The sequence below is a fragment of the Natrinema sp. H-ect1 genome (assembly GCF_041821105.1).
GTDB classification, from domain to species: Archaea; Halobacteriota; Halobacteria; order Halobacteriales; family Natrialbaceae; genus Natrinema; species Natrinema thermotolerans.
In genome coordinates this window covers 110725-132435 of sequence record NZ_JBGUBA010000004.1, presented here as the reverse complement: position 1 = coordinate 132435, position 21711 = coordinate 110725, and the positions used below count along the sequence as shown (strand labels likewise).

General features: G+C 67.8%; 20 protein-coding genes. 5 read left to right on the top strand and 15 right to left on the bottom strand.

What is annotated here, in order from left to right; translation table 11 throughout:
- Window positions 1-2: 2 nt before the first annotated feature.
- The 4 genes from ACERIM_RS11825 to ACERIM_RS11810 all read right to left on the bottom strand — a co-directional run bounded on the left by ACERIM_RS11825 (window position 3) and on the right by ACERIM_RS11810 (window position 3248).
- On the bottom strand, window positions 3-965 hold the full coding sequence (locus ACERIM_RS11825; protein ID WP_373632762.1) for a M48 family metalloprotease: 963 nt from the start codon (window positions 963-965) through the stop codon (window positions 3-5).
- Between the two features lie 79 nt (window positions 966-1044).
- Window positions 1045-1485, bottom strand: a complete 441-nt coding sequence (locus ACERIM_RS11820; RefSeq protein WP_006650828.1) for a hypothetical protein — start codon at window positions 1483-1485, stop codon at window positions 1045-1047.
- A 104-nt stretch (window positions 1486-1589) separates the two neighbouring features.
- Window positions 1590-2516: a hypothetical protein gene (locus ACERIM_RS11815; RefSeq protein WP_373632760.1), complete on the bottom strand. Its 927-nt coding sequence runs from the start codon at window positions 2514-2516 to the stop codon at window positions 1590-1592.
- A 78-nt stretch (window positions 2517-2594) separates the two neighbouring features.
- The gene (locus tag ACERIM_RS11810) at window positions 2595-3248 is read right to left on the bottom strand and encodes an HAD family hydrolase (RefSeq protein WP_373632759.1); all 654 of its coding nucleotides are present in this window, start codon (window positions 3246-3248) and stop codon (window positions 2595-2597) included.
- A 110-nt stretch (window positions 3249-3358) separates the two neighbouring features.
- Between ACERIM_RS11810 and ACERIM_RS11805 the strand changes: the two genes are divergently transcribed.
- Window positions 3359-5029, top strand: coding sequence for an aldehyde ferredoxin oxidoreductase family protein (locus ACERIM_RS11805; protein WP_373632758.1), 1671 nt, complete (start codon window positions 3359-3361; stop codon window positions 5027-5029).
- 28 nt (window positions 5030-5057) lie between these two features.
- On the opposite strand, the gene ACERIM_RS11800 is transcribed toward ACERIM_RS11805, so the two are convergent.
- On the bottom strand, window positions 5058-5339 hold the full coding sequence (locus ACERIM_RS11800; RefSeq protein ID WP_373632756.1) for a ubiquitin-like small modifier protein 1: 282 nt from the start codon (window positions 5337-5339) through the stop codon (window positions 5058-5060).
- A 191-nt stretch (window positions 5340-5530) separates the two neighbouring features.
- On the opposite strand from ACERIM_RS11800, the gene ACERIM_RS11795 reads away from it, so the two are divergent.
- A complete protein-coding gene (locus ACERIM_RS11795; RefSeq protein WP_006650833.1) occupies window positions 5531-6739 on the top strand; it encodes an MFS transporter in 1209 nt (402 codons plus the stop codon).
- A gap of 56 nt (window positions 6740-6795) precedes the next feature.
- Entirely contained in the window at window positions 6796-8364 is a 1569-nt protein-coding gene (locus ACERIM_RS11790; RefSeq protein ID WP_373632755.1) for an FAD-dependent oxidoreductase, read from the top strand.
- A gap of 157 nt (window positions 8365-8521) precedes the next feature.
- Here ACERIM_RS11790 and ACERIM_RS11785 read toward each other — a convergent pair whose 3' ends face one another.
- From ACERIM_RS11785 to grpE, 9 genes are all read right to left on the bottom strand, one after another.
- Window positions 8522-9412: an ABC transporter permease gene (locus ACERIM_RS11785; protein WP_373632753.1), complete on the bottom strand. Its 891-nt coding sequence runs from the start codon at window positions 9410-9412 to the stop codon at window positions 8522-8524.
- The gene (locus tag ACERIM_RS11780) at window positions 9409-10470 is read right to left on the bottom strand and encodes an ATP-binding cassette domain-containing protein (protein WP_373632751.1); all 1062 of its coding nucleotides are present in this window, start codon (window positions 10468-10470) and stop codon (window positions 9409-9411) included. Before ACERIM_RS11780 ends, ACERIM_RS11785 begins: the two co-directional genes overlap by 4 nt.
- Before the next feature lie 116 nt (window positions 10471-10586).
- Window positions 10587-11342, bottom strand: a complete 756-nt coding sequence (locus ACERIM_RS11775) for a hypothetical protein (protein WP_373632749.1) — start codon at window positions 11340-11342, stop codon at window positions 10587-10589.
- A gap of 184 nt (window positions 11343-11526) precedes the next feature.
- Window positions 11527-12117 carry a DJ-1/PfpI family protein gene (locus ACERIM_RS11770; RefSeq protein ID WP_373632747.1) on the bottom strand — a complete coding sequence of 197 codons (591 nt, stop codon included), beginning with the start codon at window positions 12115-12117 and terminating at the stop codon, window positions 11527-11529.
- Between the two features lie 130 nt (window positions 12118-12247).
- Window positions 12248-12652 carry a carboxymuconolactone decarboxylase family protein gene (locus ACERIM_RS11765; RefSeq protein WP_373632746.1) on the bottom strand — a complete coding sequence of 135 codons (405 nt, stop codon included), beginning with the start codon at window positions 12650-12652 and terminating at the stop codon, window positions 12248-12250.
- Window positions 12653-12875: 223 nt separating this feature from the next.
- Window positions 12876-14057, bottom strand: coding sequence for a molecular chaperone DnaJ (gene dnaJ / locus ACERIM_RS11760; protein ID WP_373632744.1), 1182 nt, complete (start codon window positions 14055-14057; stop codon window positions 12876-12878).
- Window positions 14054-14302, bottom strand: a complete 249-nt coding sequence (locus ACERIM_RS11755) for a hypothetical protein (protein ID WP_172704599.1) — start codon at window positions 14300-14302, stop codon at window positions 14054-14056. The genes dnaJ and ACERIM_RS11755 overlap by 4 nt, the downstream gene beginning before the upstream one ends.
- Window positions 14303-14379: 77 nt before the next feature.
- A complete protein-coding gene (dnaK, locus tag ACERIM_RS11750) occupies window positions 14380-16317 on the bottom strand; it encodes a molecular chaperone DnaK (protein WP_373632742.1) in 1938 nt (645 codons plus the stop codon).
- 227 nt (window positions 16318-16544) lie between these two features.
- Window positions 16545-17627, bottom strand: coding sequence for a nucleotide exchange factor GrpE (gene grpE / locus ACERIM_RS11745; RefSeq protein WP_373632741.1), 1083 nt, complete (start codon window positions 17625-17627; stop codon window positions 16545-16547).
- 212 nt (window positions 17628-17839) lie between these two features.
- Here grpE and ACERIM_RS11740 point away from each other — a divergent pair, with 212 nt between their 5' ends.
- Window positions 17840-19306: a DEAD/DEAH box helicase family protein gene (locus ACERIM_RS11740; protein ID WP_373632740.1), complete on the top strand. Its 1467-nt coding sequence runs from the start codon at window positions 17840-17842 to the stop codon at window positions 19304-19306.
- Between the two features lie 135 nt (window positions 19307-19441).
- On the opposite strand, the gene ACERIM_RS11735 is transcribed toward ACERIM_RS11740, so the two are convergent.
- Complete coding sequence (locus tag ACERIM_RS11735; protein WP_373632738.1) at window positions 19442-20023, bottom strand: hypothetical protein; 582 nt, start codon at window positions 20021-20023, stop codon at window positions 19442-19444.
- Window positions 20024-20137: 114 nt separating this feature from the next.
- Between ACERIM_RS11735 and ACERIM_RS11730 the strand changes: the two genes are divergently transcribed.
- Window positions 20138-21694, top strand: a complete 1557-nt coding sequence (locus ACERIM_RS11730; RefSeq protein WP_373632737.1) for a DUF790 family protein — start codon at window positions 20138-20140, stop codon at window positions 21692-21694.
- Window positions 21695-21711: the final 17 nt, after the last annotated feature.

The window sequence follows — 21711 nt, the reverse complement described above, 5'->3', positions numbered from 1 at the left end:
CGTTACCTCGCCGTCGCGCTGACGGTCTCGTCGGGGTCTCGAGCGCGCTCGAGCAGCCGTTCGATCCGGTCGTCCGTCGAGGGATGGGTCGACAGCAGCCGACTCAGTGCGTCCTCGTCGTCGGGAGTGACGTACAGCGGTGCGAGCAGCCCGCGCGGGGGCTCCGCGGCCCGCTGGATTCGGCGGAGTGCGCGAGCCAGCGAGACCGGCTTGCCGGTCACCGCGGCGGCCCGATCGTCGGCGGCGTACTCCCGGCGACGCGAGTGGGCCCGGACCAGCAGCGTCACGGCGAGGAACGCGAACACCGCGCCCGACTCGAGTACCACCAGCAGCCGACCGAACGCCGTTCGCTGCCACGATCCCGGCCGCCCACGGAGCCACGCGACCGCCCGAGCGATCCCCGCGATCGGCAACAGGACCGGGGCCAACACGAGAAAGCCGAGCCCGGCGAGCGTCCGGAAGCCGCTGTAGGCCAGCGTCTGGACGAACGCGTCGTAGCGCTCGAGGTGGGCGAGTTCGTGGGCCACCAGCGCCTCGAGTTCGTCGGGCGAGAGCAGTCGGAACAGCGACCGATCGAGGACGATCGTCCCGTTGCGCGCCGTGCCCAGCGCGAATGCGTTGGGCATCGGCAATCGTGCAAGCAGGACCGTCGGCGAGTCGACGTCCATCCGCGACTCGAGGCGATCGAGCCGGCGGAAGAGGACGGGCGCGTGTGACCGGGGGAGTTCGACCGCCTCGAGGCTCGAGAGCAGTTGCGACGTGCCAAAGCGGTAGCTCAGTACGCCGCCGACGACGGCGACAGTGACGATCAACGCGAGCGTGCCGAGTGGACCCGGTGCGGTCACCCGAAGGACCGACAGCACCCAGTAGCTGACCGCGGCCAACACGAGGTACCACACCAGGACGGCGAGGCCGACAAGTGCCATCAGGAGCCGGGTCCCGTTTCCCGCTCGAGCGACGGACATCGTTGTCGGTCGCGTGTAGGGACGGCCGATTGAAACGGGTATCGGACGGCCCAACCCGATCGTTGTCGCTCGCCGACGGTCAGTGGTTCTGCTGAAACTCGAAGTACTGTCCCGCTCCGTCGGGGACGGGCCGAACCTCGATGAAGAGTCGGTCGTCCCGTTCGGGGTCGTCGGCGAGCGCCGGATAGAACTGATACGTCGCCCTCACCGGTGATCGGTCCAGCGCGACGGTCACGACGTACCCGTCGCTCTCGAGGACGTCGTCGACCGACAGTTCGGACGAGACGTCGTCCCCGGTCGGCGGCGGGAGTTCGTACTGTTCTCGGAGCGCGACCGCCTCCTGATACGTCTCCGCGTCCCGTCTCGTCGCCTCGACGGTAACCTCGTGTCGCGTCGAATCGAAGTTGAGAAGCGTCAGTGAGAGTGGCGACGGCTCCGAGAAGAACCCGGTACAGCCCGATAGCGCTCCCGCACTGAGGGCGCCGCCGAACGCGAGGACCGTTCGCCTCGAGAGTTGCATGCACCGAACGAGTTTCCGATATAAAATAACGGTTCCGGACGGACCGCGGTCGTCCGGAACTCCCGATCGCCCCGGCGAGCGCCGGGACGCCGTCACCGCCGACACTACCCCGCCGACAGCGCCTCCTCGAGCCGATCCTCGATCGCGTCGAGTTCCGCGCGCAACTCCTCGCCCTCGGCGTCCGCGAGGTCGTCGATCCGATCTGCCAGCCCCTGCAGACGGGTGTACTTCTCGTCCTCGTCGACGCCGACCTTCTGGACGTAGACGTCCTCGTCGACGTCGTAGACGTCGTCTTCCTCGAGGTCGGTCACGGCCAGTACGACGTCGAGTTTGTCCCGATCGATGCCGGTGACCCACTCGCGGGGGATGCCGTGATCGTCGAGGGCCTCGAAGATCGACGCTTCGTCTTTCGGGCGCTGGCGCTCCCGCGTCGTCCGACGGACGGTGCCGTAGCGGCCGTGCAGCCGCTGGTCCGGTCCGAGTCGCTCGAGCAGCGGGTCCCGTGCCGAGCGCCGCAGGCGATCGGCCCCGTGCTGGGTATCGGAGGCCAGCACGTAGAGGTCGGTCAGCGCCTCGGTGTCGAGGGCGGCGGGCTCGTCGGCGTCGATCCGCTCGAGGACGGCGGCGAGCAAGCGGGCGTCGTCGTGGACGCGTTCGGGCGGGTCCCGCGCGGCCGCCGCCGAGACGAGAAACGGACTCTCGCCGCCGGTGGCGTGGGAATCGTACCGAACCGCGTCGTTGTCGGCCGTGTACGCCGGGGCCAGCGTCAGGACGCTGGCGTAGGGCTCGACGCCCGGCTGAAGCCCCTCGATCGGGACCGCCCCCTCGTCGAGTTGCTCGAGGAAGACGACGAACTGCTCGCGCCAGAGCGGCCGTGTCTCGCCGCTGTCGCCGAACCGAACGACGAGCCGGTCGTCGTCGGTGCGCTCGATCCCGAAGGGCCGCTCGGAGACCGGCGTCAGCAGCTCCGCACCCGGCTCGAGGGCCTCGCAGTGTCGCCGGAGGCTCGTCCAGGTGTCGTCGGGTTCCATACGCTGGCTACGCGGACGGGGCTGAAAAAGCGCGGCCACGAATCTGCCACCGGCGTCACGACGGGCGATCGCCGGGACTCAGTCGACGATCGAGGGCACGGCCGCGAGCGACGAGAGACGATAGGTCGGATCGACGGCCACGTCCGTCGAGTCCGTGCCGGACCGCGAGAGCAGCGCCGAATCGATCCCGGCGTTGTCGGCCGCCCGCACGTCGACGGCCCTATCGCCGACGTACAGCGCCGACTCGGCCTCGAGATCGGCGAGCGCGGCCTCGATGTTCGTCGGATCGGGCTTGCGCCGGGCCAGTCCGGCCGGCGTCAGCGGACAGCCCCGAACCGTCTCGAACGGCGATCGGAACCCGAACCGGTCGAGCAGCGTCGAGACGACGGTCGGATGGTTGTCGCTGACGATCCCGAGCGGGACCTCGAGCGATCGGACGGCGGCGACGTCGTCGTAGGCCGAGCGCAGGCCTTGTTCGACGGACTCACACTGGGTCCGGACCAGTTCGCGGGCCGCTCGCTCACAGAACGCGTCGGCCTCGATGCCGAGGTCCCGACACCGCGTCGCGACCGCATCGAAGTCGCCGGCCATCAACTCGCGGACCGTCTCCGCCGCCGGGCCCGACCGCCCAAGCCGCTCGTAGACTCGTTCGAGGGCGTCGGCCAGTCGCTGGCTCGAGGGCGTCTCGACCACGACGCCGTCGAAGTCGAACAGGACCGTATCGTACTGCATTCGTCTCGACGGTGTCCGCTCGAGGGTCCTAAACCTGTCCGATCGGAACCGGGCACGCCGTCGTGTCACGACGACCCAAAGCTAAGGGGGTTCCCCTGCTATGAGGTATCATGATCCACGCAGAAGGCCCGCTGCTCACCGTCGACGTGGACGAGCGGACCGCACGCAGGACGGATATCGACGAGTTGCTCGCGGACGCGATCGGCGGGCGGGCGGCCGCGACGGCGCTTGCCCACGAACGGATTCCCTTCGACGCCGACCCGTTCGGCCCGGAAAACCGGGTCTACGTCTCGACCGGTCCGCTCCAGCAGTCGCGGATGTCCTTTACCGGGCGGATGAACATGACCGGGCTCTCGCCGCTGACCGACGGCCTCGTCTCGGCCAACGCCGGCGGCTATCTCTCGCGGAACTTCGTTGGAACCGGGATCAGTACCCTCGAGATCGTCGGCCAGAGCGACGAGTTGCTCGCGGTCCACGTCACTGATTCTGGTGTCGAGTTCGAGCCGGTGCCCGACCTCGAGGGGGCCACGGTACCCGAAACGTCCGAGTACATGACCGAGCAGCACGATCTGGGTCCGGAACACTGCATCGCGATCGGGCCGGCAGGGGAGAATCTGGTGCGATTCGCCTCGGTAATGACCTTCGACTCGCGGGCCTTCGGCCGCGGCGGCCTCGGCGCGGTGCTGGGCGCGAAAAACGTCAAGTGCGTCACCTTCGAGGGCGACGCCGAGCCACCGGTCGAGATCCCGGACCCGCCGGAGTCGGAGATCCACCGCGAGGCCGCGACGGCAGACGACCGGATGCGCAGTCAGGGCACCGCGGGCGGCACCGAGTTCATCAACGACAACTTCTCGCTGCCGACGCGGTACTTCCGGGACTACGAGTTCGAAGGGGCCGCCGCCATCGGCGGCGACGCCGTCGAGGAAAAGAAGTACAAAAAGGGAGCCTGCTCGGCCTGTGCCTACGCCTGCAAGCTCCCGACCCGCGACGAGGAGACCGGCCTCGAGACCGAAGGGCCGGAGTTCGAGACGATCTACGCCTTCGGCTCGATGCAGGGGGTCGACGACGTCGTCGACGTCATGCAGTCGAACGAACTCTGTGACACGCTGGGGATGGACACCATCTCCGCGGGCGTCACGGTCGCGGCCTACCTCGAGAGCGAGGACGCGTTCGGCGATGCGGACCTCGCCCACGAGATCACCGAAAAGATCGCCCGCCGCGAGGGGATCGGCGACCTCCTGGCGGAGGGGGTCGATCGCGCCCACGACGAGCTGGGGGTCGAAAACTACACCGTGAAGGGCATGGAGTTCGCCGCCCACGACGGCCGCGTCCTTCACGGCCAGGGACTCTCTTACGCCGTCGCGAACCGCGGTGCCGACCACCTCTACGCCAGCATGCTCTCACTGGAGTACAGCGGCGAACTCGACCCGCAGGGGACGCTCGGCAAGGCCGAACGCCTCGTCGAACGGGAAGACCTCGCCGCCTTCCTCGACACCGGCATCGTCTGCGTCTTCGGGCGCGACTACGCCACCCCCGACCGGCTCGAGACGCTGTTCGACGCCGAGTACGAGACGCTGCTCGAGGTCGGATCCCGGGCGGTGGAACTCGAACGTCACTTCAACAACCGGCGGGGATTCGACCGGGCGGACGACGACCTCCCCTACGAGATCCCCGATCTCGACGAAGCGATCGGCGAGTACTACGCAGCGCGGGGCTGGAACGACGACGGGACGATCCCGACCCGCGCGATCGAGTCGCCGCCCGCGCCGTCGGCCGACTGAGGCGTTCGACGACGTCTCTCGGTCCCCGTCAACCGCCGTACACCGACGGCACCAGCCGGATCACCGCGTCGGGATCGAGTTCGGTCTCGAGCCCCTCGAGATGGACGACGTTGCGTTGGTCCTTCGTGACGACCGTGTCCCCGGCCAACCCCGCCCCGTCGTCGGCGACGAGTTCCCCCTCGAGGCCCGGAAACGCGGTCTCGAGGTCGGTCAAGAGGTCGCCGACGGTCTCGGCCTCCGTCTCGTAGCGAACGGTCTTCTCGCCGACCGCGTCGCGAAAGGGGCCGAAGAAGACGCACTCGAGTTGCACGACCAACCGTTCGACGGGAGAGGCCTTGAAATCGACGGGGCGAGTGCCGCGACGAACACGCGGTCGTGACGCTACGGGGTCGGTCGGGACTGCGCGTGGCCGAAGCCAGTCACGCTCGGCCGACGCCATCCCGTCGGCAGCGTCGACCGCGATCACAATCCTGTTGGATGTTCACTTCGGAGAGCCGACCAGTGGTAACGTCGACACAGCGCCGGCGGACGCTCTGGGTCGTGGTGGCCGCGGCGACGCTGACGGTCATGGCCGGGGCGATCCTCGGCCCGATCGTCCCCCAGATACGCGACGAACTCGGGGTGTCGGGATCCGCGGCCGGCCTGATCATCACCACCCACGGCGGCGTGATCGTCCTCGCGAGCCCGCTCGTGGGAGCGCTCGTCGACCGGATCGGACCGCGTCGGCCCCTCGTTGGCGGCCTGTTCGTCTACGGCCTCGGCGGCGGCGCGGGACTGTTCGTCGACGCGTTCCTCCCGCTGCTGGCTTCCCGCGTCGTCCTCGGGCTCGGGACCGCCGCGGTGTATACGTCGGTGACCGTCCTCATCTACGATCTCTACGAGGGGCAGGCGATGGAGCGCGCGCTGGGCTATCGCAGCAGCGCGAACAGCGCCGGCGCGGCGGTCTGGCCCCTCGTCGGCGGCGTGGCCGGGAGCCTCGCGTGGAACGCCCCGTTCGGCATTTATCTCGTCGCCGTACCCCTCGGCCTGCTGGCCGCGGCGACGGTCCCCGAGATGACGGCCTCGAGCGACGGGACCGATACCGCGGCGAACGAGAGCGGCCGGGCCGACGGGGCGGAACGCGGGGGCGGCGGCGTCCTCGCGGTCTTTCGTGACCGGCCAGCGCTTCCGCTAGTCTACCTGCTGTACTTCGGGGCGAACGCCCTGCTGTACGTGATCGTCGTCTACTACCCCCAGTTGCTCTCCGGTATCGGCGTAACCTCGTCGCTCCGGATCAGCCTCTATCTGGCCGCCAACGGCGCTGCGGGCGGCGTCTCGGCGATCGCCTACGACCGACTGCTGGGCTACGCCGATCGGTCGACGCTCGTCCTCGCGGCCTTTGTCCTCTGGGCCGGCGGGCTCGCGACCGCGACGGTCGTCGAGACCGCCGTGGGCGCGGCCCTGCCGGTGGTCCTGTTCGGCCTCGGGATCGGCCTGGTCTTCCCGTCGACGTTCGCTTGGGTCGAAGCCCTCGTCCCGCCGGACCGACAGGGACAGTTCAGTTCCTACATCGCCTCCGTCGGCTACACCGGACAGTTCCTCTCACCGGTCCTGTTCGGGACGCTCGTTCCCTTCGCGGGCGTCGACGGCGTCTTCGCCGCTGCCGCAGCGATCGCCGGTATCGCCGCCGTCGGACTGGGGTCGAGCCGACTCCGCGACACGTCGTCCTGACCCCGCATCCACCCCCCGGTCCTTTTGTCTGGGTGTGGATAGCCGGACCCGAATCGATGTCGAATTCCATCCCAGCCGAGTCCCGGCGTCCCGAGTCGCTGTGGCTCGCCACGACCCCCACGACCGAGTACGGCACGCTCGAGGACGGTCTCACCGTCGACGCGGCCGTCATCGGCGGCGGAATCACCGGTCTGAGCGCCGCGATCGAACTGCAAGACGCCGGCCGCTCGGTCGCCGTCCTCGAGGCCGACCGGATCGTCGAGGGGACGACCGGACACACGACGGCGAAACTCACCTCCCAGCACGGACTGTGCTACGATCGGCTCGTCTCACAGTTCGGGAGGGAGAAAGCGCGCCAGTACGCCGCAGTGAACGAGGCTGCGATCGAAACCGTCGAACGGCGCGTCGCGGCGTTGGACATCGACTGTGACTTCCGCCGGACGCCGGCCTACACGTACGCCGCCTCGCCCGACGACGTCGAGCAGGTCCGGGACGAGGTCGAGGCCGCAAAGCGACTCGGCCTGCCGGCGTCGTACGTCGAGGAGACCCCGCTGCCGTTCGAGGTACCCGGTGCGGTCCGCTTCGACGAGCAGGCTGCCTTCCATCCCCGGAAGTACCTGCTCGCAATCGCCAAGGCGATCCACGACGACGGCGGCCACGTCTTCGAGGAGACCCGCGCGCTCGAGGTCGACCCCGGGTCGCCGTGTCGCGTCGAGACCGACCACGGGACCGTCGTCGCCGACGACGTGGTCGTCGCGACCCACTTCCCGGTTCTCGATCGGGCCGGCTACTTCGCGCGGATGCACCCCCACCGCGCGTACCTGCTGGCCGTCCGGATCGACGGGACGCCGCCGGAAGGGATGTACTACAACACGGCCTCGCCGGCGGCGACGATGCGGACGTACTCGGTCGCGGCCGACAACGAGCGGGCGGGCGACGAGGACGGCAATCTCCTGCTCGTGGGCGGCCAGAGTCACAAGCCGAGCGTCAGCAGCGTGCCGACCTCCGAGCGGTATCGTCGCTGCGAGGCCTTCGCCCGCGATTGCTTCGATGTCGAGTCGGTCGAGTACCGCTGGTCGACGATGGACTACTCCCCGGTCGACTCCGTCCCCTTCATCGGCCGGATCGATCCGCTCTCGGAGGGCGTCTACGTCGGGACCGGGTTCGACGGCTGGGGGATGACGACTGGCACCGCCGCGGGAACGATCCTCGCCGACTTGATCGTCGAGGGCTCGAGCCCGTGGGCCGACGTCTTCGATCCCCAGCGGTTCACCCCGAAGGCATCGGCCAAGCGCTTCCTCGAGGAGAACGCGACGGTCGGTGGGAGCTTCGTCGGCGACCGGATCGAGTCCCTGCTGGCCGCGCTCGGGGCCGACGCCGCTGATAACCTGCCGCGGGGCGACGCCCGTGTCGTCCGGCGCGCGAGCCAGCCCGTGGGACTCTACCGCGACGACGAGGGGACGACCCACGCCGTCTCGGCGACCTGTCCGCACATGGGCTGTCTCGTCCGGTGGAACGACGCCGAGCGGACCTGGGACTGCCCCTGCCACGGCTCGCGGTTCTCCCACGAGGGCGAGGTCCTCTCGGGACCGGCCCTGGAGGGGTTGCTGTACCGGCGGCTGTGACGGTCGCGGGCCCACCAGTTTCCACTGCCGTCCGGCGAGTCGCATTGCATCCTGCGCGGGTACAACACCGGACGACGGGCGACGGCACGCCCGATCGAGGCGGTCACTATCTCCCAAACGCTCGTCGAAGACGCCCCTGGAACGGTATACGAGGGCGTTATTTCACGTCGGAACTCGAGGCGCGGGACAGGAGATAGACTGCGATCCCACCCAACACGAGATCGAGGCCGAGCAGCACGGCCACGCCGGGAACGACGCCGTCGAGCGTCCCGCCGAACCACGAGACGTCGATGACCGTCATCACGTCCCGGTCGATCATGAGCGAACGGGCGGCATCGACGCCGTACGTAACGGGGTTGAAACGGGCGAACGTCCGAATCCAGTCGGGGAGTGCCGTGAGCGGAAGGAACGCACTCGAGAGGAACAACAGCGGGAACTGCAACAGGTTCGCGCCGATGATCGTCGATTCCTGATCTCGCGTGAGAATCGCCAGAGCGTTCGAGAACGCGACGAACCAGAGCGAGAAGAGAACGCCGACGGCGATGATACCGAGGGCACCGACGACGCCGGTGACGATCTCCGCGCCGAGGAGAATGCCGAGCCCGAGAATGATCGCGATCTGCACGGCGATTCGAAACACTTCCGCGGCGGTCTTGCCGACGAAGACGGCCGTGCGGTTCATCGGCGTGACGAGAACCTTCTCGAACATCCCGTTCTCGATGTCGTTGACCAGTCCCACGCCCGAGGTGATGGCCGCCGCGAGGGCGACCTGAATCGCGATCGCCGGGACCAGATACGTCTCGTAACTGATCCCCGGAATCCCTCGATTGACAGCGCTGCCGGCGACGTTCCCGAACACTTCCGTGAACAACACGAGGAAGATGATCGGCTGGACGAGCGAGACGACCAGGACGAACGGGTTCCGGACGGCCTTGCGGTTCCACCGCTTGAAATTCACCCAGACGTCTCCGACGAACGTGTTCCCGGCGCGTGCGTCCGGCCGCGCCGAGGATGCCGGCGTGTCCTCGTCGGCCCTCGGCGTACTCATGGTACGGCCTCCGTGTCGTCGGTCTCGAGTTCCTCACCCGTGATCGCCAGGAACACGTCGTCGAGCGTCGGGGCACGGATATTGAATCCGGTCACCGTCAACTCCGCGTCCCGGAGCGCGACGAGCAGATCGGTCCCGTGCTGTCGCACCGTCTCCGCGGTGACGCTGATGCCGTCGTCCGTTTCGGCGACGGACGCGTCGGCGAACGCATCGAACTCGCGTGCGATCGTCGCGGCCCGTTGCCGACCCGTCGAATCGCCCTCCAGTTCCACGTCGAGGACCTCGCCGCCGACCTCGCGTTTCAGGGCCGCAGGGCTCCCGTCCGCCACGATCTCCCCGTCGAGAATGACCGCCAGACGGTCACAGAGTTGGTCCGCCTCTTCGAGGTACTGTGTGGTCAGGAAGATGGTCGTTCCGAGGTCGTTGATGCGCCGGAAGTAGTCCCACAGACGGTTGCGAGCCTTCGGATCCAGCCCCGTCGTCGGTTCGTCCAGAAAGACCAGCGGCGGGCGGTGGACCAGCGCGGTCGCGGCGTCCAGTCGCTTCTTCATGCCGCCCGAGAACTCCTCGGCCCGCTTGTCCGCGACGCCGGCGAGGTCGACGAGATCGAGTAATTCGGAGACTCGTTCGGACCGTTCCCCCCGCGGCACTCCGTACGCCTCACAGGCGAACCGGATGTTCTCCTCGGCGGTGAGTTCCGGATCGATACTCGTCTCTTGGGCCATGTACCCGATCGACTCCCGGATCTCACGGGATTCCGAACGCACGTCGAAACCGTTGACTCGAACCGCTCCGCCGGTCGGGGACAACAGCGTCGCGAACACTTTGATCGTCGTCGTTTTCCCCGCCCCGTTCGGCCCGAGGAAGCCGAAGAACTCCCCTTCGGGGACGGCCATATCGATCCCGCGGACGGCGGCCGTCCCGTCGGCGTAGACGAGTTCGAGCCCATCGACAGCGATGGCAGCAGCGTCCCCAGTAACAGCGGTCGTTCCCCCTTCCCGAGATCTGGCGTCGTCGTGGGGTCGTTCGACCGATTGCTCCGGTTCCGATGGCGACATACCCTTATTACTCGAGGCGGCGTAATATACTCCCGACGTCGAATAGTCATCCGTTCTACAGGAAACGGGTGCATGCCCGATCGAACGCTGGCGTCGCGATCGGCGTCGAAACCGTTTCAGTGGCTCCGAGAGACGGATACGGACTCGATATCGATCCGACCCGGCTCCGGAACCGGCGCGTCGGACTCGCTCGAGACGGCGTAGTCCCCCAGTTCCTCACCGTCGTTCACGTCGCCCGGCAGCACGATCACGGCCTTCGCGAGCAGCGGCGCGATCACGCCCGCGACGACGGTCCGGGGGTCGGACAGCGGTCCCCGGACCACGACGCGGTCGTCGGCCCCGAGGTCCGTCCCCTCGAGAACGCCGTGTGCAGCCTCGAGGACCTGCCCGTGTGTGACCGTCCGCTCGCCGTCGGTCAGGATCGCGGTGTCGGGGTCGATCGCCAGCGGCGGGAACGACGGGTTCTCGCTCCACAGCCCCGCGTCGAAGTGATGGACATCCGGGGCGTCGGGCTTGTCACCGTACCCGACCCGCTGGGCGCCCTGTGGGAGGTCGTAGGACTCGAGACGGTCGACGGGCGCGACGAGCGTGCGGAAGTCATCCTCGTCCGCGAGATCCGTCGGAGGATCGAAGCGGGTGGTCCCCTCGAGCAACGTCGTCCCGAGGCAGGCCAGCAGTGCGAGGGGACCGTCACCGACGACGCCCACGGTGACGCCCTCGCGAACCCCCGAGTGGCGCAGGAAGTTGCCGGCCTTCCACGCGGTCGTACACAGCCAGTGGTAGTCGTACTCCCGCCCCGTCGCGTCAACGAGGGCGATCCGGTCGTCCCGCAGCTCGCGGGTGAGCAGGTCGTCGACCGTCCCAACGTTCATACTCGAGACTGGGGACCGCGGGGGAAAAAGCACGCCGACTCGCGTCGTCCGTCTCGCCTTCGACTCCCGCTATACGGCGGGGTTCGGTCCGCGTCGCCCGCCTCATACGGTTTACTGTCAGTCAGTACCGGTGTACCCGCGACCGTCCTGCGGATACACCGGTAAACAGCGACAATAATCCGTATCAGTCGTCGGCCGCCGCCGGCTCGGCGTGATCCACGTCGGTCCCGAGGACCTCGAGGAACTCGGCGAGCCACTCGGGGTGGTCGGGCCAGGCCTGTCCCGTCACGAGGTTCCCGTCGCGGGTCACCTCGCCGGTCCACTCCGCGCCCGCGCCGCGGACGTCGGCCTCGAGCGCCGGATACCCGGTACAGGTCCGACCCTCGAGGACGTCCGCCGCGGCGAGGATCTGGAGGCCGTGACACAGCGCCGCGACGGGTTTGTCTTCCGCGAAGAAGTGCCGCGTGATCTCGAGGATCTCGTCGTAGGTCCGGAGGTACTCGGGCGCGCGGCCGCCCGGCACGACAAGCGCGTCGTACTCGGACGGCTCGACCGCGTCGAAGTCGTGGGTCAGTTCGAACTGGTGGCCCGGTTTCTCGGTGTATGTCTGATCGCCCTCGAAGTCGTGGACGGCAGTCGGACAGGTATCGCCGCTTTCTTTCTCCGGACAGACAGCGTGGACCTCGTGGCCGATCATCTGGAGCGCCTGAAACGGGACCATTACCTCGTAGTCCTCGACGAAGTCGCCCGCGAGGAGCAGGATCTGTTGTGACATGGGTATCCACGTGTTCGTTCGACCATAATCGCCATAGATTGTGTTGGACGCTACCGTGACACTCACCAATCGGAGACGGTTCGCCCGAGTCGATCGGATCGGAAAATATGGAGACCGGAAAACCGGTCATTCAGTCGTCGCTCGGTGCCGCGGCCCGCTGGTCCTTGACGTGGTCGACGATCGCACCGGTCTCGGTCACGAACTCCTCGTGATCGATCTCCGCCCCGTGGAGTACCGTCGAGAAGTTTCGCACGTTGGCCGCGATCGCGATCGCTTCGCTCAGTTCGTCGTCCGTCACCGCCTCGAGTTTCGCCTCCTCCCTGTGGAAGTGAACGCAGTACGGACACTGGATCGCCGACGCCGCGCCGAGGGCGACCAGCGCCTTCTCCCGCTGCTCGAGGACGGTCTCTCCCAACAGGAGATCCCGCACGACCTCCCAGCTGTGGTCCGCGGCCGACTCCGGCAGCGCGTCGATCCACCTCGGGACCTGCCCGAGGTACTCTTCGACCTCCGCTCGCGTTTCAGTTGATACCATGCTCAACACCTGTGGGCGTCGCACCGATAGCCTGACGCAGCCTCGCTCACCGCTACCAGTGGAACCCGGTTACGCTACGCCTCACGGGGTAATGAACCTGTCAGACAAGTATCCGATACCACAGTGCGGAGAGTTAACACGAATCAGGATAACGACAAGACCGGTCGCGGTCGGTTCGCGTTCGACGGCGGGCCCAGGTTCATAGACCCCGGTCGTCGGCCGTCTAGAACGCCCGCTTGATCTTCTCGAAAAAGCCTTCCTTCACTTCGATCTCGTCGCCGCCGGCCTCGGCGAACTCCTCGAGGGCCTCGCGCTGGTCCTCGTTTAAACTCTCGGGGGTGACGACCTGCACTTTGACGTAGAGGTCGCCCTGCCCGCGACCGCGCAGTCGGGGCATCCCCTTGCCCTCGAGGCGGAAGGTCTCGCCGCTCTGGGTTCCCTGCGGGATCTCGAACTCGGCACCGCCCTCGAGGGAGGGGACCTCGACGGTGTCGCCGAAGGTGGCCTGCGGGAACGAGACCGGCAGCCGGTAGCGCAGGTCGTCGCCCTCGCGTTCGAACTCCTCGTGGTCGCGGATCGAGACGTCGATCAGCAGGTCGCCGCGAGGGCCGCCCTCGGGACTGGGCGCGCCCTCGCCTTCCATCCGCAGCGTCTGGCCCTCCTGAATACCGGCCGGGACCTCGACGGTCAGCGTCGCCTCGGTGCGGACGTAGCCCTCGCCGCGACACTCGCCGCAGGTCTCGGAGTAGATCGTCCCCTCGCCCTCACAGCGGGGACAGGCCGTCGTCTGCTGGACCCGGCCGAGCGGCGTCTGCTGAACCTGGGTCACCTGCCCGCGGCCCTGACACTCCGAACAGGTCTCGGCGTCGGCCTCCGGCGGGTGGCCCTCGCCCTCACAGACGTCACACTCCTCGGGCCGCTCGAGCGAGAACTGCTTTTCCGCGCCCTCGTAGGCCTCTTCGAGGTCGATCTCGAGTTCGGTTCGCAGATCGCGGCCCTTGCGGGGCCGCCGACGACCGCGGCCGCCGCCACCGCCGCCGAAGACCTGCTCGAAGAGGTCGCCGAGGCCGCCGCCACCGCCGCCCATGCCACCCATGCCGCCACCGCCCATGCCGCCGAACGGGCCGCCGCCCATGCCGCCCGCGCCGCCGGATTCGCTGGCGTCGAAGCCGTGTTTCTCGGCCTGCTCGTAGCGGTCGTGGCCCATCTGGTCGTAGGCCTCGCGCTTTTGCTCGTCGGTCAGGACCTGCTTTGCCTTCTGGATCTTCTTGAACTTCTCCTCGGCGTCGGGGTCGTCGCTGACGTCGGGGTGGTACTCGGTGGCTTTCGTCCGATACGCCTGCTTGATCTCCTCGGTAGAGGCGTCGGGGCTCACGCCGAGTACGTCGTAGAAGTCCTCGCTCATTCGTTGTGCAACCGATACTCGTCTGAGCCACTTGAAACGACCGTTCCGAACTTTTTCCGCCTCGGGTTCCTCGCTATGCTCACGGCTTCGCCGTTCGCATCGTCGCGGTTCTCGCTCACTCCGTTCGCTCCGAACCGCGCACCGCTCGGAACCACTCGGCGCAAAAACTTCGATGAAAAAAGGCCGCCTCCGCGGACTTCGTCCGCTTCGGCGGGGAACCGCTCGCTACGCTCGCGGATGCTCACCGTAGTACTACCTTCATTTCACACGCGAAACTCACTGCTAGATCTCGAAGCGGGGCCGAGCGGCGAGCCGTCGGGCGTTACTCCTCGTCGTCGTCCTCGAAGTCGACGTCCTCGAAGTCGGCGTCGACGAACTCCTCGCCCTCGTCGCCGGCAGCGCCCGCGTCGGGACCGGGGTTCGGACCGCCGCCCATGCCGCCCATTCCGGCACCGCCGGCGCCCGCAGCGCCGCCGGCCGCACCGCCAGCGGCACCGCCGGCAGCGCCCGCACCGGCTTCCTGCTGGTAGACCTGCTTGCCGATCTCTTGGAGTTCCTCGCTCAGGCTCTCGGTCGCAGCCTCGATATCCTCGGCGTCGGCCTCGTCGTCGTCGATCGTCGCCTCGAGGTTCTCGATCTCGGCCTCGATGTCGGCGCGCAGGTCGTCGTCGACCTGCTCGTCGTTCTCCTCGAGCAGCGTTTCGGCGCGCTGGATCGTCGCCTCGGCGTTGTTCCGGGCCTCGATCCGCTGGCGCTTTTGCTGGTCTTCCTCGGCGTGTTTCTCGGCCTCGCGCTGCATCTTCTCGATCTCCGAGTCGGAGAGGCCGGCGCCGCCCTCGATGGTGATCTCTTCAGTGGTGCCGCTGCCCTTGTCCTCCGCGGAGACGTTGACGATGCCGTTCTCGTCGATGGAGAACGTGACCTCGATCTGGGGCGTTCCGGCGGGGGCCGGCGGGATGCCGGTCAGGTGGAACTCGCCGAGCATCTCGTTCTCCTCGGCCAGTTCGCGCTCGCCCTGGAAGACCCGGACCTGAACCGTCGTCTGGTTGTCCGCCGCGGTGGTGAAGATCTTCGACTCCTCGGTCGGGATCGTCGTGTTCTTCTCGATGAGGCGTTCGAAGAGGCCGCCCTTGACCTCGATCCCCAGCGAGAGCGGGGTGACGTCCAGCAGGACGATGTCGTCGACCTCGCCGCCCAGCACGCCGCCCTGGATCGCCGCGCCCAGCGAGACAGCCTCGTCGGGGTTGACGTTCTTCTGGGGCTCCTTGCCGGTCAGCTCCTCGACCTTCTCCCCGACCTGGGGCATCCGGGTCGAGCCGCCGACGAGCAGCACCTCGTCGATCTCGTCTTTCTCGTAGCCGGCGTCTTCGAGGGCCTGCTCGGTCGGTTCGACGGTCCGTTCGATGAGGTCGCTGGTCAGCGACTCGAACTTCGCGCGGGTCAGCGACTCCTCGAGGTGGATCGGGCCGTCGTCGGTCGCCGTAATGAAGGGCAGGTTGATCTCGGTCTCCTTGCGCGAGGAGAGTTCGATCTTGGCCTCCTCGGCGGCGTCTTTGAGCCGCTGGAGGGCCTGACGGTCCTCGCGGAGGTCGATCCCGTGTTCCGCCTCGAACTCCTCGGCGAGCCAGTCGATGATGGCCTCGTCCCAGTCGTCGCCCCCGAGGTCGTTGTCGCCGTTGGTCGCGACGACCTCGTAGACGCCGCCGCCGAGATCGAGAATGGAGACGTCGAAGGTCCCGCCGCCGAGGTCGTAGACGAGGACGGTCTGGTCCTGGTCGTCCTCGAGGCCGTAGGCCATGGAGGCGGCCGTCGGCTCGTTGATGATGCGCTCGACCTCGAAGCCGGCGATCTCGCCGGCGTCTTTGGTCGCCTGGCGCTGTCGGTCGGAGAAGTACGCGGGGACCGTGATGACGGCTTTCTCGACTTCGTCGCCGAGATAGTCCTCGGCGTCGCGTTTGATCTTCTGGAGGATCATCGCCGAGATCTCCTCGGGCGTATACTCCTCGTCGTCGATCTCGACGGTGTAGTCTTCCTCGCCGATGTGGCGCTTGATCGACTGGATCGTCTTTTCGGGGTTCTGGACGGCCTGGTTCTTGGCCGGTTTCCCGACGAGTCGCTCGTCGTCGGAGAAGGCGACGACGGAGGGAGTGGTCCGTTCGCCTTCGGAGTTGACGATGATCTCCGGATCGCCGCCTTCCATCACCGCAAACGCGCTGTTCGTCGTGCCGAGGTCGATTCCGAGAATTTTGTTGCTCGCCATCGTGGAGGGGTATTGTGCGCACTTTGTTTTAAAGGTTACTAGCCGGGCTCGAAACCCGAATAAAAGCCCGATACGAGGAAGTAGCGGCTCGCTCGCGGCAGTTGGATCTCAGTAAAAACGGGCGGGGAGATCGGTCGATCGGCCCGCCGTGTCGGACCGGCGGTCGACTGTGAACCGGTCAGTTGCGTCGTCGTGACGGACAGAGCGGCGATACTCTGAGAGAACGGCTACTCGTCGTCGGCGACTTCGCCGCCGAGTTCGATCGCCTCTGCGTCCTCTTCGCCGTCGTCGGCCGCCCCGTCGTCGGATTCGGCCGACTCCTCGTCGGTCCCGGACTCGCCGTCGTCGGCGCTCGAGCCGTCGACGTCGCCGTCCGCATCGGCGCTCGAGTCCTCGTCGTCGGCGAACTCCCCGTTCGAGACCGTGACCTGTGCGTTCTGGATGACCTTGTCGCCCATCTCGTAGCCGGGCGTGTAGACGTCGGCGACGGTCCCCTCGGGCTGGTCGCTGTCGACCTGCATCATGACCTCGTGGCGCTGGGGATCGGTCTCGGTGCCGGGTTCGGGATCGATCTCGGCGACGTTCTCGTCCTCGAGGATGCGGTCGAACTCCTTGAGCGTCATCTCGACGCCCTCCTGCAGACTCTCGACGTCGTCGCTGTCCTCCTCGAGGGCGCGTTTGAGGTTGTCCCGGACGGTGATGAGCCGCTCGACGAGGTCCTCCGTCGCGCGGTCTTTGATCTGCTGTTGGCGCTTCTTGGCGCGTTTCTTGTAGTTCTGGAAGTCCGCCTGCTTGCGCTTGAGCCGGCTTTTCAAGTCCTCGACTTCCTCCTCGTATTCCTCGAGTCGGTCGTCGCGGGCCTCGAGTTCGTCCTGCAGTTCACCGATAGTTTCGGCCTGTGATTCGACGCGTTGCTCGAGGTCCTCGAGTTCCTCGCGTTGGTGGCTGACGGTCCCGTTCAGGTCGCGGGCCTCCTCGACGATCGAGTTGACCTGCCGAGCGAGTTCGTCGTCGTACTCGGTGACCCGATCGAGGAGCCGCTGGATGTCCTCGCTGGTTTCGGGTGCGTCAGTCTCGTCCGCCGCGGGGGCCGACTCGCTCTCGGCAGCGTCCCCGTCGGCGTCGGTCGTCGCCTCGCTCTCGTCGTCGGTTCCCGCGGGTTCCGCGTCCGACTCCTCGACGTCGGGAGCCGGCTCTGATTCCCCATCCGTCGAGACGTCGGGGTCCGCCGCGGCCGTCTCGCCGTCGTCGGATTCCTCCTCGGACGGGACACCCGGGGCGGACGTCTCCGTGCCCTCGTCTTCGCTCATATGGCTGTCAACGAACAGCGGTAATAAAAGGGTTGAGGTACCCGTGTCGGAGCCGCCGGCATCGCTGTGCCCATCTATAGTAGCCACTGAAAGTCATTGCACACCTGATCGCACGACTGCGTCGCGCTCAGTGTGTAAATCGTTTCAGTGGCTACTATAGTCGCCCGGACCGCCCCACCTCCGGATTTGCCGTCCCGAGTACCCGACCGTATATGTGTATCTACCCCCCACTGGGACGCGTGACGCGGAGCCCGAACGACGAGCCGACCGCGATCGAATGTCGGTACGAGGACGGGACGGTTCGGATCGACGGCCTCGAGACGGCACCGCTCTCGCCGTCGTCGCTCCGGGAGTCGGTCCCCGAACTCGAGGCCGATTCCCGAACCGGCTGCTGGCGCGTCCCTGCCTACCGCTACGCCGACCTGCGGGCGGCGCTGTGGCGGGCCGACGCCGCGGTCGAGGACCGCGTCCTCGATCTCGAGTCCGTCGCCGGCCTCACATCGGCTTACGAACTTCGGCCGTATCAGGAACGGGCGCACGAGGCGTGGCTCGAGACCGACCGGTGGGCCGACGCGCCCGGGCCGGAGTCGCCCGCTCGAGCGCCTGCCGGCGTCCTCGAACTGCCGACCGGCAGCGGCAAGACCGTCATCGCCCTGAAAGCGATCGAGCGGCTCTCGGTCCCGACGTTGATCGTCGTCCCGACGATCGACCTCCTCGAGCAGTGGGAACGGGAACTCGAGCGGGAGTTCGACACGCCGATCGGGCGCTTCGGCGGCGGCGAGCAACGACTCGAGCCGATCACCGTCTCGACGTACGATTCGGCGTATCTGAAGGCTGATTCGGTGGGTGACCGGTTCGGGTTCGCCGTCTTCGACGAGGCCCACCACCTCGGCGGCGAGGGGTACCGCGAGATCGCACGCTTGCTCGCCGCCCCCGCGCGGGTGGGTCTGACCGCGACCTTCGAGCGCCCCGACGGTGCCCACGAGGTCGTCGAAGCCCTCATCGGGCCGCTCGTCCACCAAGTCGACGTGGACGACCTCGCCGGCGACCACCTCGCGGCCTACGATCTCAAGCGCCTCGAGGTATCGCTGACCCCCGAGGAGCGCGAGGAATACGAACGAAACCAGGAGACGTTCACCGGCTACCTCGCGAGATCGAACATCGAGATGCGAAGCGGCTCGGACTACCAGGAACTGGTCAAGCGGTCGGGGTCGGACCCAGAGGCCCGCGAGGCGCTGCTCGCGCGCCAGCGCGCACGGGAGATCATGTTCGGCAGCGAGGCGAAACTGGAGGCGCTGTCGGGGATCCTCGACGACCACCGGGACGATCGGGTCATCGTTTTTACCGCCCACAACGACCTCGCGTACGACGTCAGCGAGCGGTTCCTGATTCCGACGATCACCCACCGGACCGGGGCCGCGGAACGTCGCGAGATCCTAGAGCGGTTCCGCGATGGGAGCTATACCCGGATCGCGACCTCGAACGTCCTCGACGAGGGCGTCGACGTCCCCGACGCGAACGTCGCGGTCGTCCTCTCGGGCAGCGGCAGCGAGCGGGAGTTCGTCCAGCGACTCGGGCGGATCCTCCGACCGAAGGCCGACGGCGGACGGGCGGTCCTCTACGAGGTCATCACGGCCGATACTGGCGAGCAACGGATCGCCGCCCGACGGCGGGAGTGACGCGCCGAAGGGGCCCCGCAGCGGGTCGTCACCGACCGAGTCGAGCGACTCCGACCGACCGTTGGAGTCCACGTCGGCCCACGCTCGAGGCGGCACAGTCCCGCGATCCGGCCCGTGTGGTCTTGCCGCGTCGCTTCAGTGGGTATCGTCCACGTTCCACTCTCCACCGAGGTCCCCCCGCTCGGTCGTCACGAACGAGCCGTCCTCGAAGCGTGTCACGCGGCCGGTCTCCTCGCTCAGCGTCAACGTCGACACCACGTTCGGCCGCCGGGAGGTATCCAGTGCGCTCATGTGGCGCGACCCCATCCAGTCCTCGTAGCCGGGATCGTCCGGATCCGCCTTCCCGCTCTCGAGTTCGTCGGGCCCGAGGTCGGTAAACCGGACCAGCTGTTCCTGGACGACGCCGTCGACGCTGACGACGACGGCCCCGTCGCGGGTCCTCGCGACCTCTCGGGCCGTCTCGTAGAAGGCGTCGAGATCGAGACAAACGTCGTGACAGCGGTCCGTCGGCCACGTGTTGTCGCCCATCGGGTACGCGAAGTCCGCGACCGACGGCCCGATGACGACGGCGACGTACATGCCGGGACCTTTGACGTACTGTTCGTCCCACCGATCGAAGTCGATGCTGAGCGACTCGAGGGCGTGTACCAGGCAGTCGACCAGTTCCCGAACCCCGTCGTGGGTCTCGTACGCGATCCGGAGCGACGAATCGTCCATACCGGAGGGTGGAACCGAACCGCCGTAATATCAGTGCCTGAGCCCCGTCGGCGAGGGCTATCGTCGGGTCTTCGTCCGGGTCACTTTTGCCGGTGCCGTGCCGACATCGGACGAATGCTGACGAAGGACCTGCTGCGCGTCTCGCGGGCCGGCGGCGGCTACCACCCGCAGTTCGCCGGCCGCGACCAACGCCCGCTCGCGGCCAGAGTCCTCGGCACCTATCAGGGCCACGTCGGCGAACCCCGTGGCGAACTCGAGGACGCGCTGACTACCCTGGAGAACGAGGCCGACGATTTCAAGCTCGTCCGCGGCCTCTCGGCGCTGCTCGAGCGCGAGGTGACGTTCGAGACCGACGCGGCGATCGACCCCGAGAAGGCCCGCCGGGCGGCCTTCGAGGCCGCCGAAGCGATCGGCGTCGTCACCGAGGACGAGCGGGCGATGGCGCTGATCCGGGCGGGCGAGTCGCTCGACGTCTCGGCGGACGACCTCGAGACCGCCCTCTACGCCGACCTCGAGGAACGACAGGTCCTGACCGCGGTCGAGCCGCGTTGGGGCCCCGACGGACTGCTCGCCCAGTACAACCTCTCGCTGGCTCAGACGGCGCTGTTCGACGCGACCGAAGTCCGGGTCCGCTCGAGCGATCCGAAGGCGCTGATCTCGGCGATCAAGCGGCTGCGGCTGCTGTACGAGATCCGGCGACTCGAGGAGGAACCGACGCCGAGCGGCGGGGTTGCGGAGACGGACCTCGCGGACGGGATCGCCGAACGGGAGGTCGTCGTGACCGGCCCGACCCGGCTCTTCCGGGCGACGCGGCGGTACGGTACCCGCTTTGCCCGGCTGCTGCGGACCGTTGCGTCGGCCGAGCGGTGGTCGCTCGAGGCGACGATCGACGACCGCGGGACCGAGCGGACGCTCTCGCTCTCCCACGATGATCCCGTTCGGGTGCCCGACGCCGAACCGGTCGCGGACGTCTCGTTCGACAGCGGCGTCGAGGCCGACTTCGCCGCCCGGTTTACCACTCTGGATCTCGACTGGGACCTCGTCCGCGAGCCCGAGCCGCTCGCGACGGGGACGCGGGTGATGATTCCGGACTTCGCGTTCGACTACGCCTACGGCGACTTCCGGCTCTACTTCGAGATCATGGGGTTTTGGACCCCCGAGTACGTCGAGAAGAAACTCTCGCAACTGGCCGACCTCGAGGACGTGGACATGCTCGTGGCCGTCGACGAGTCGCTGGGCGTCGGCGAGGAGATCGCGGCCCGCGACCACCGGGCGATCCCCTACTCGGGAACGGTCCGGGTCAAAGACGTCGCCGACGTCCTCCGGGAGTACGAGCGCCAGTTGGTGGCCGAGAGCGCGTCCCGACTGCCCGACGAGCTTCGACCCGACGAGGACGCGATCGCGCTCGAGCGGCTGGCCGAGCGCTACGGCGTCAGCGAGGACGCCCTCGCGGACGTCGCCGTGCCCGACCACGAGCGCGTCGGCCGGACGCTCGTTCGGCCCGCCGTCCTCGAGTCGCTCGCCGACGCGATCGAGGCGGGGATGGCCCTCGAAGATGCCGAGGCGGTCCTCGAGGAGTACGGGATCGCCGACGCGAGCGCCGTCCTCTCGCGGCTGGGGTATCGCGTCGAGTGGGAAGGGTTGGCCGGCGGGACGCTCGTCGAGCGCTGACGGCGCTCCCGCCGGAT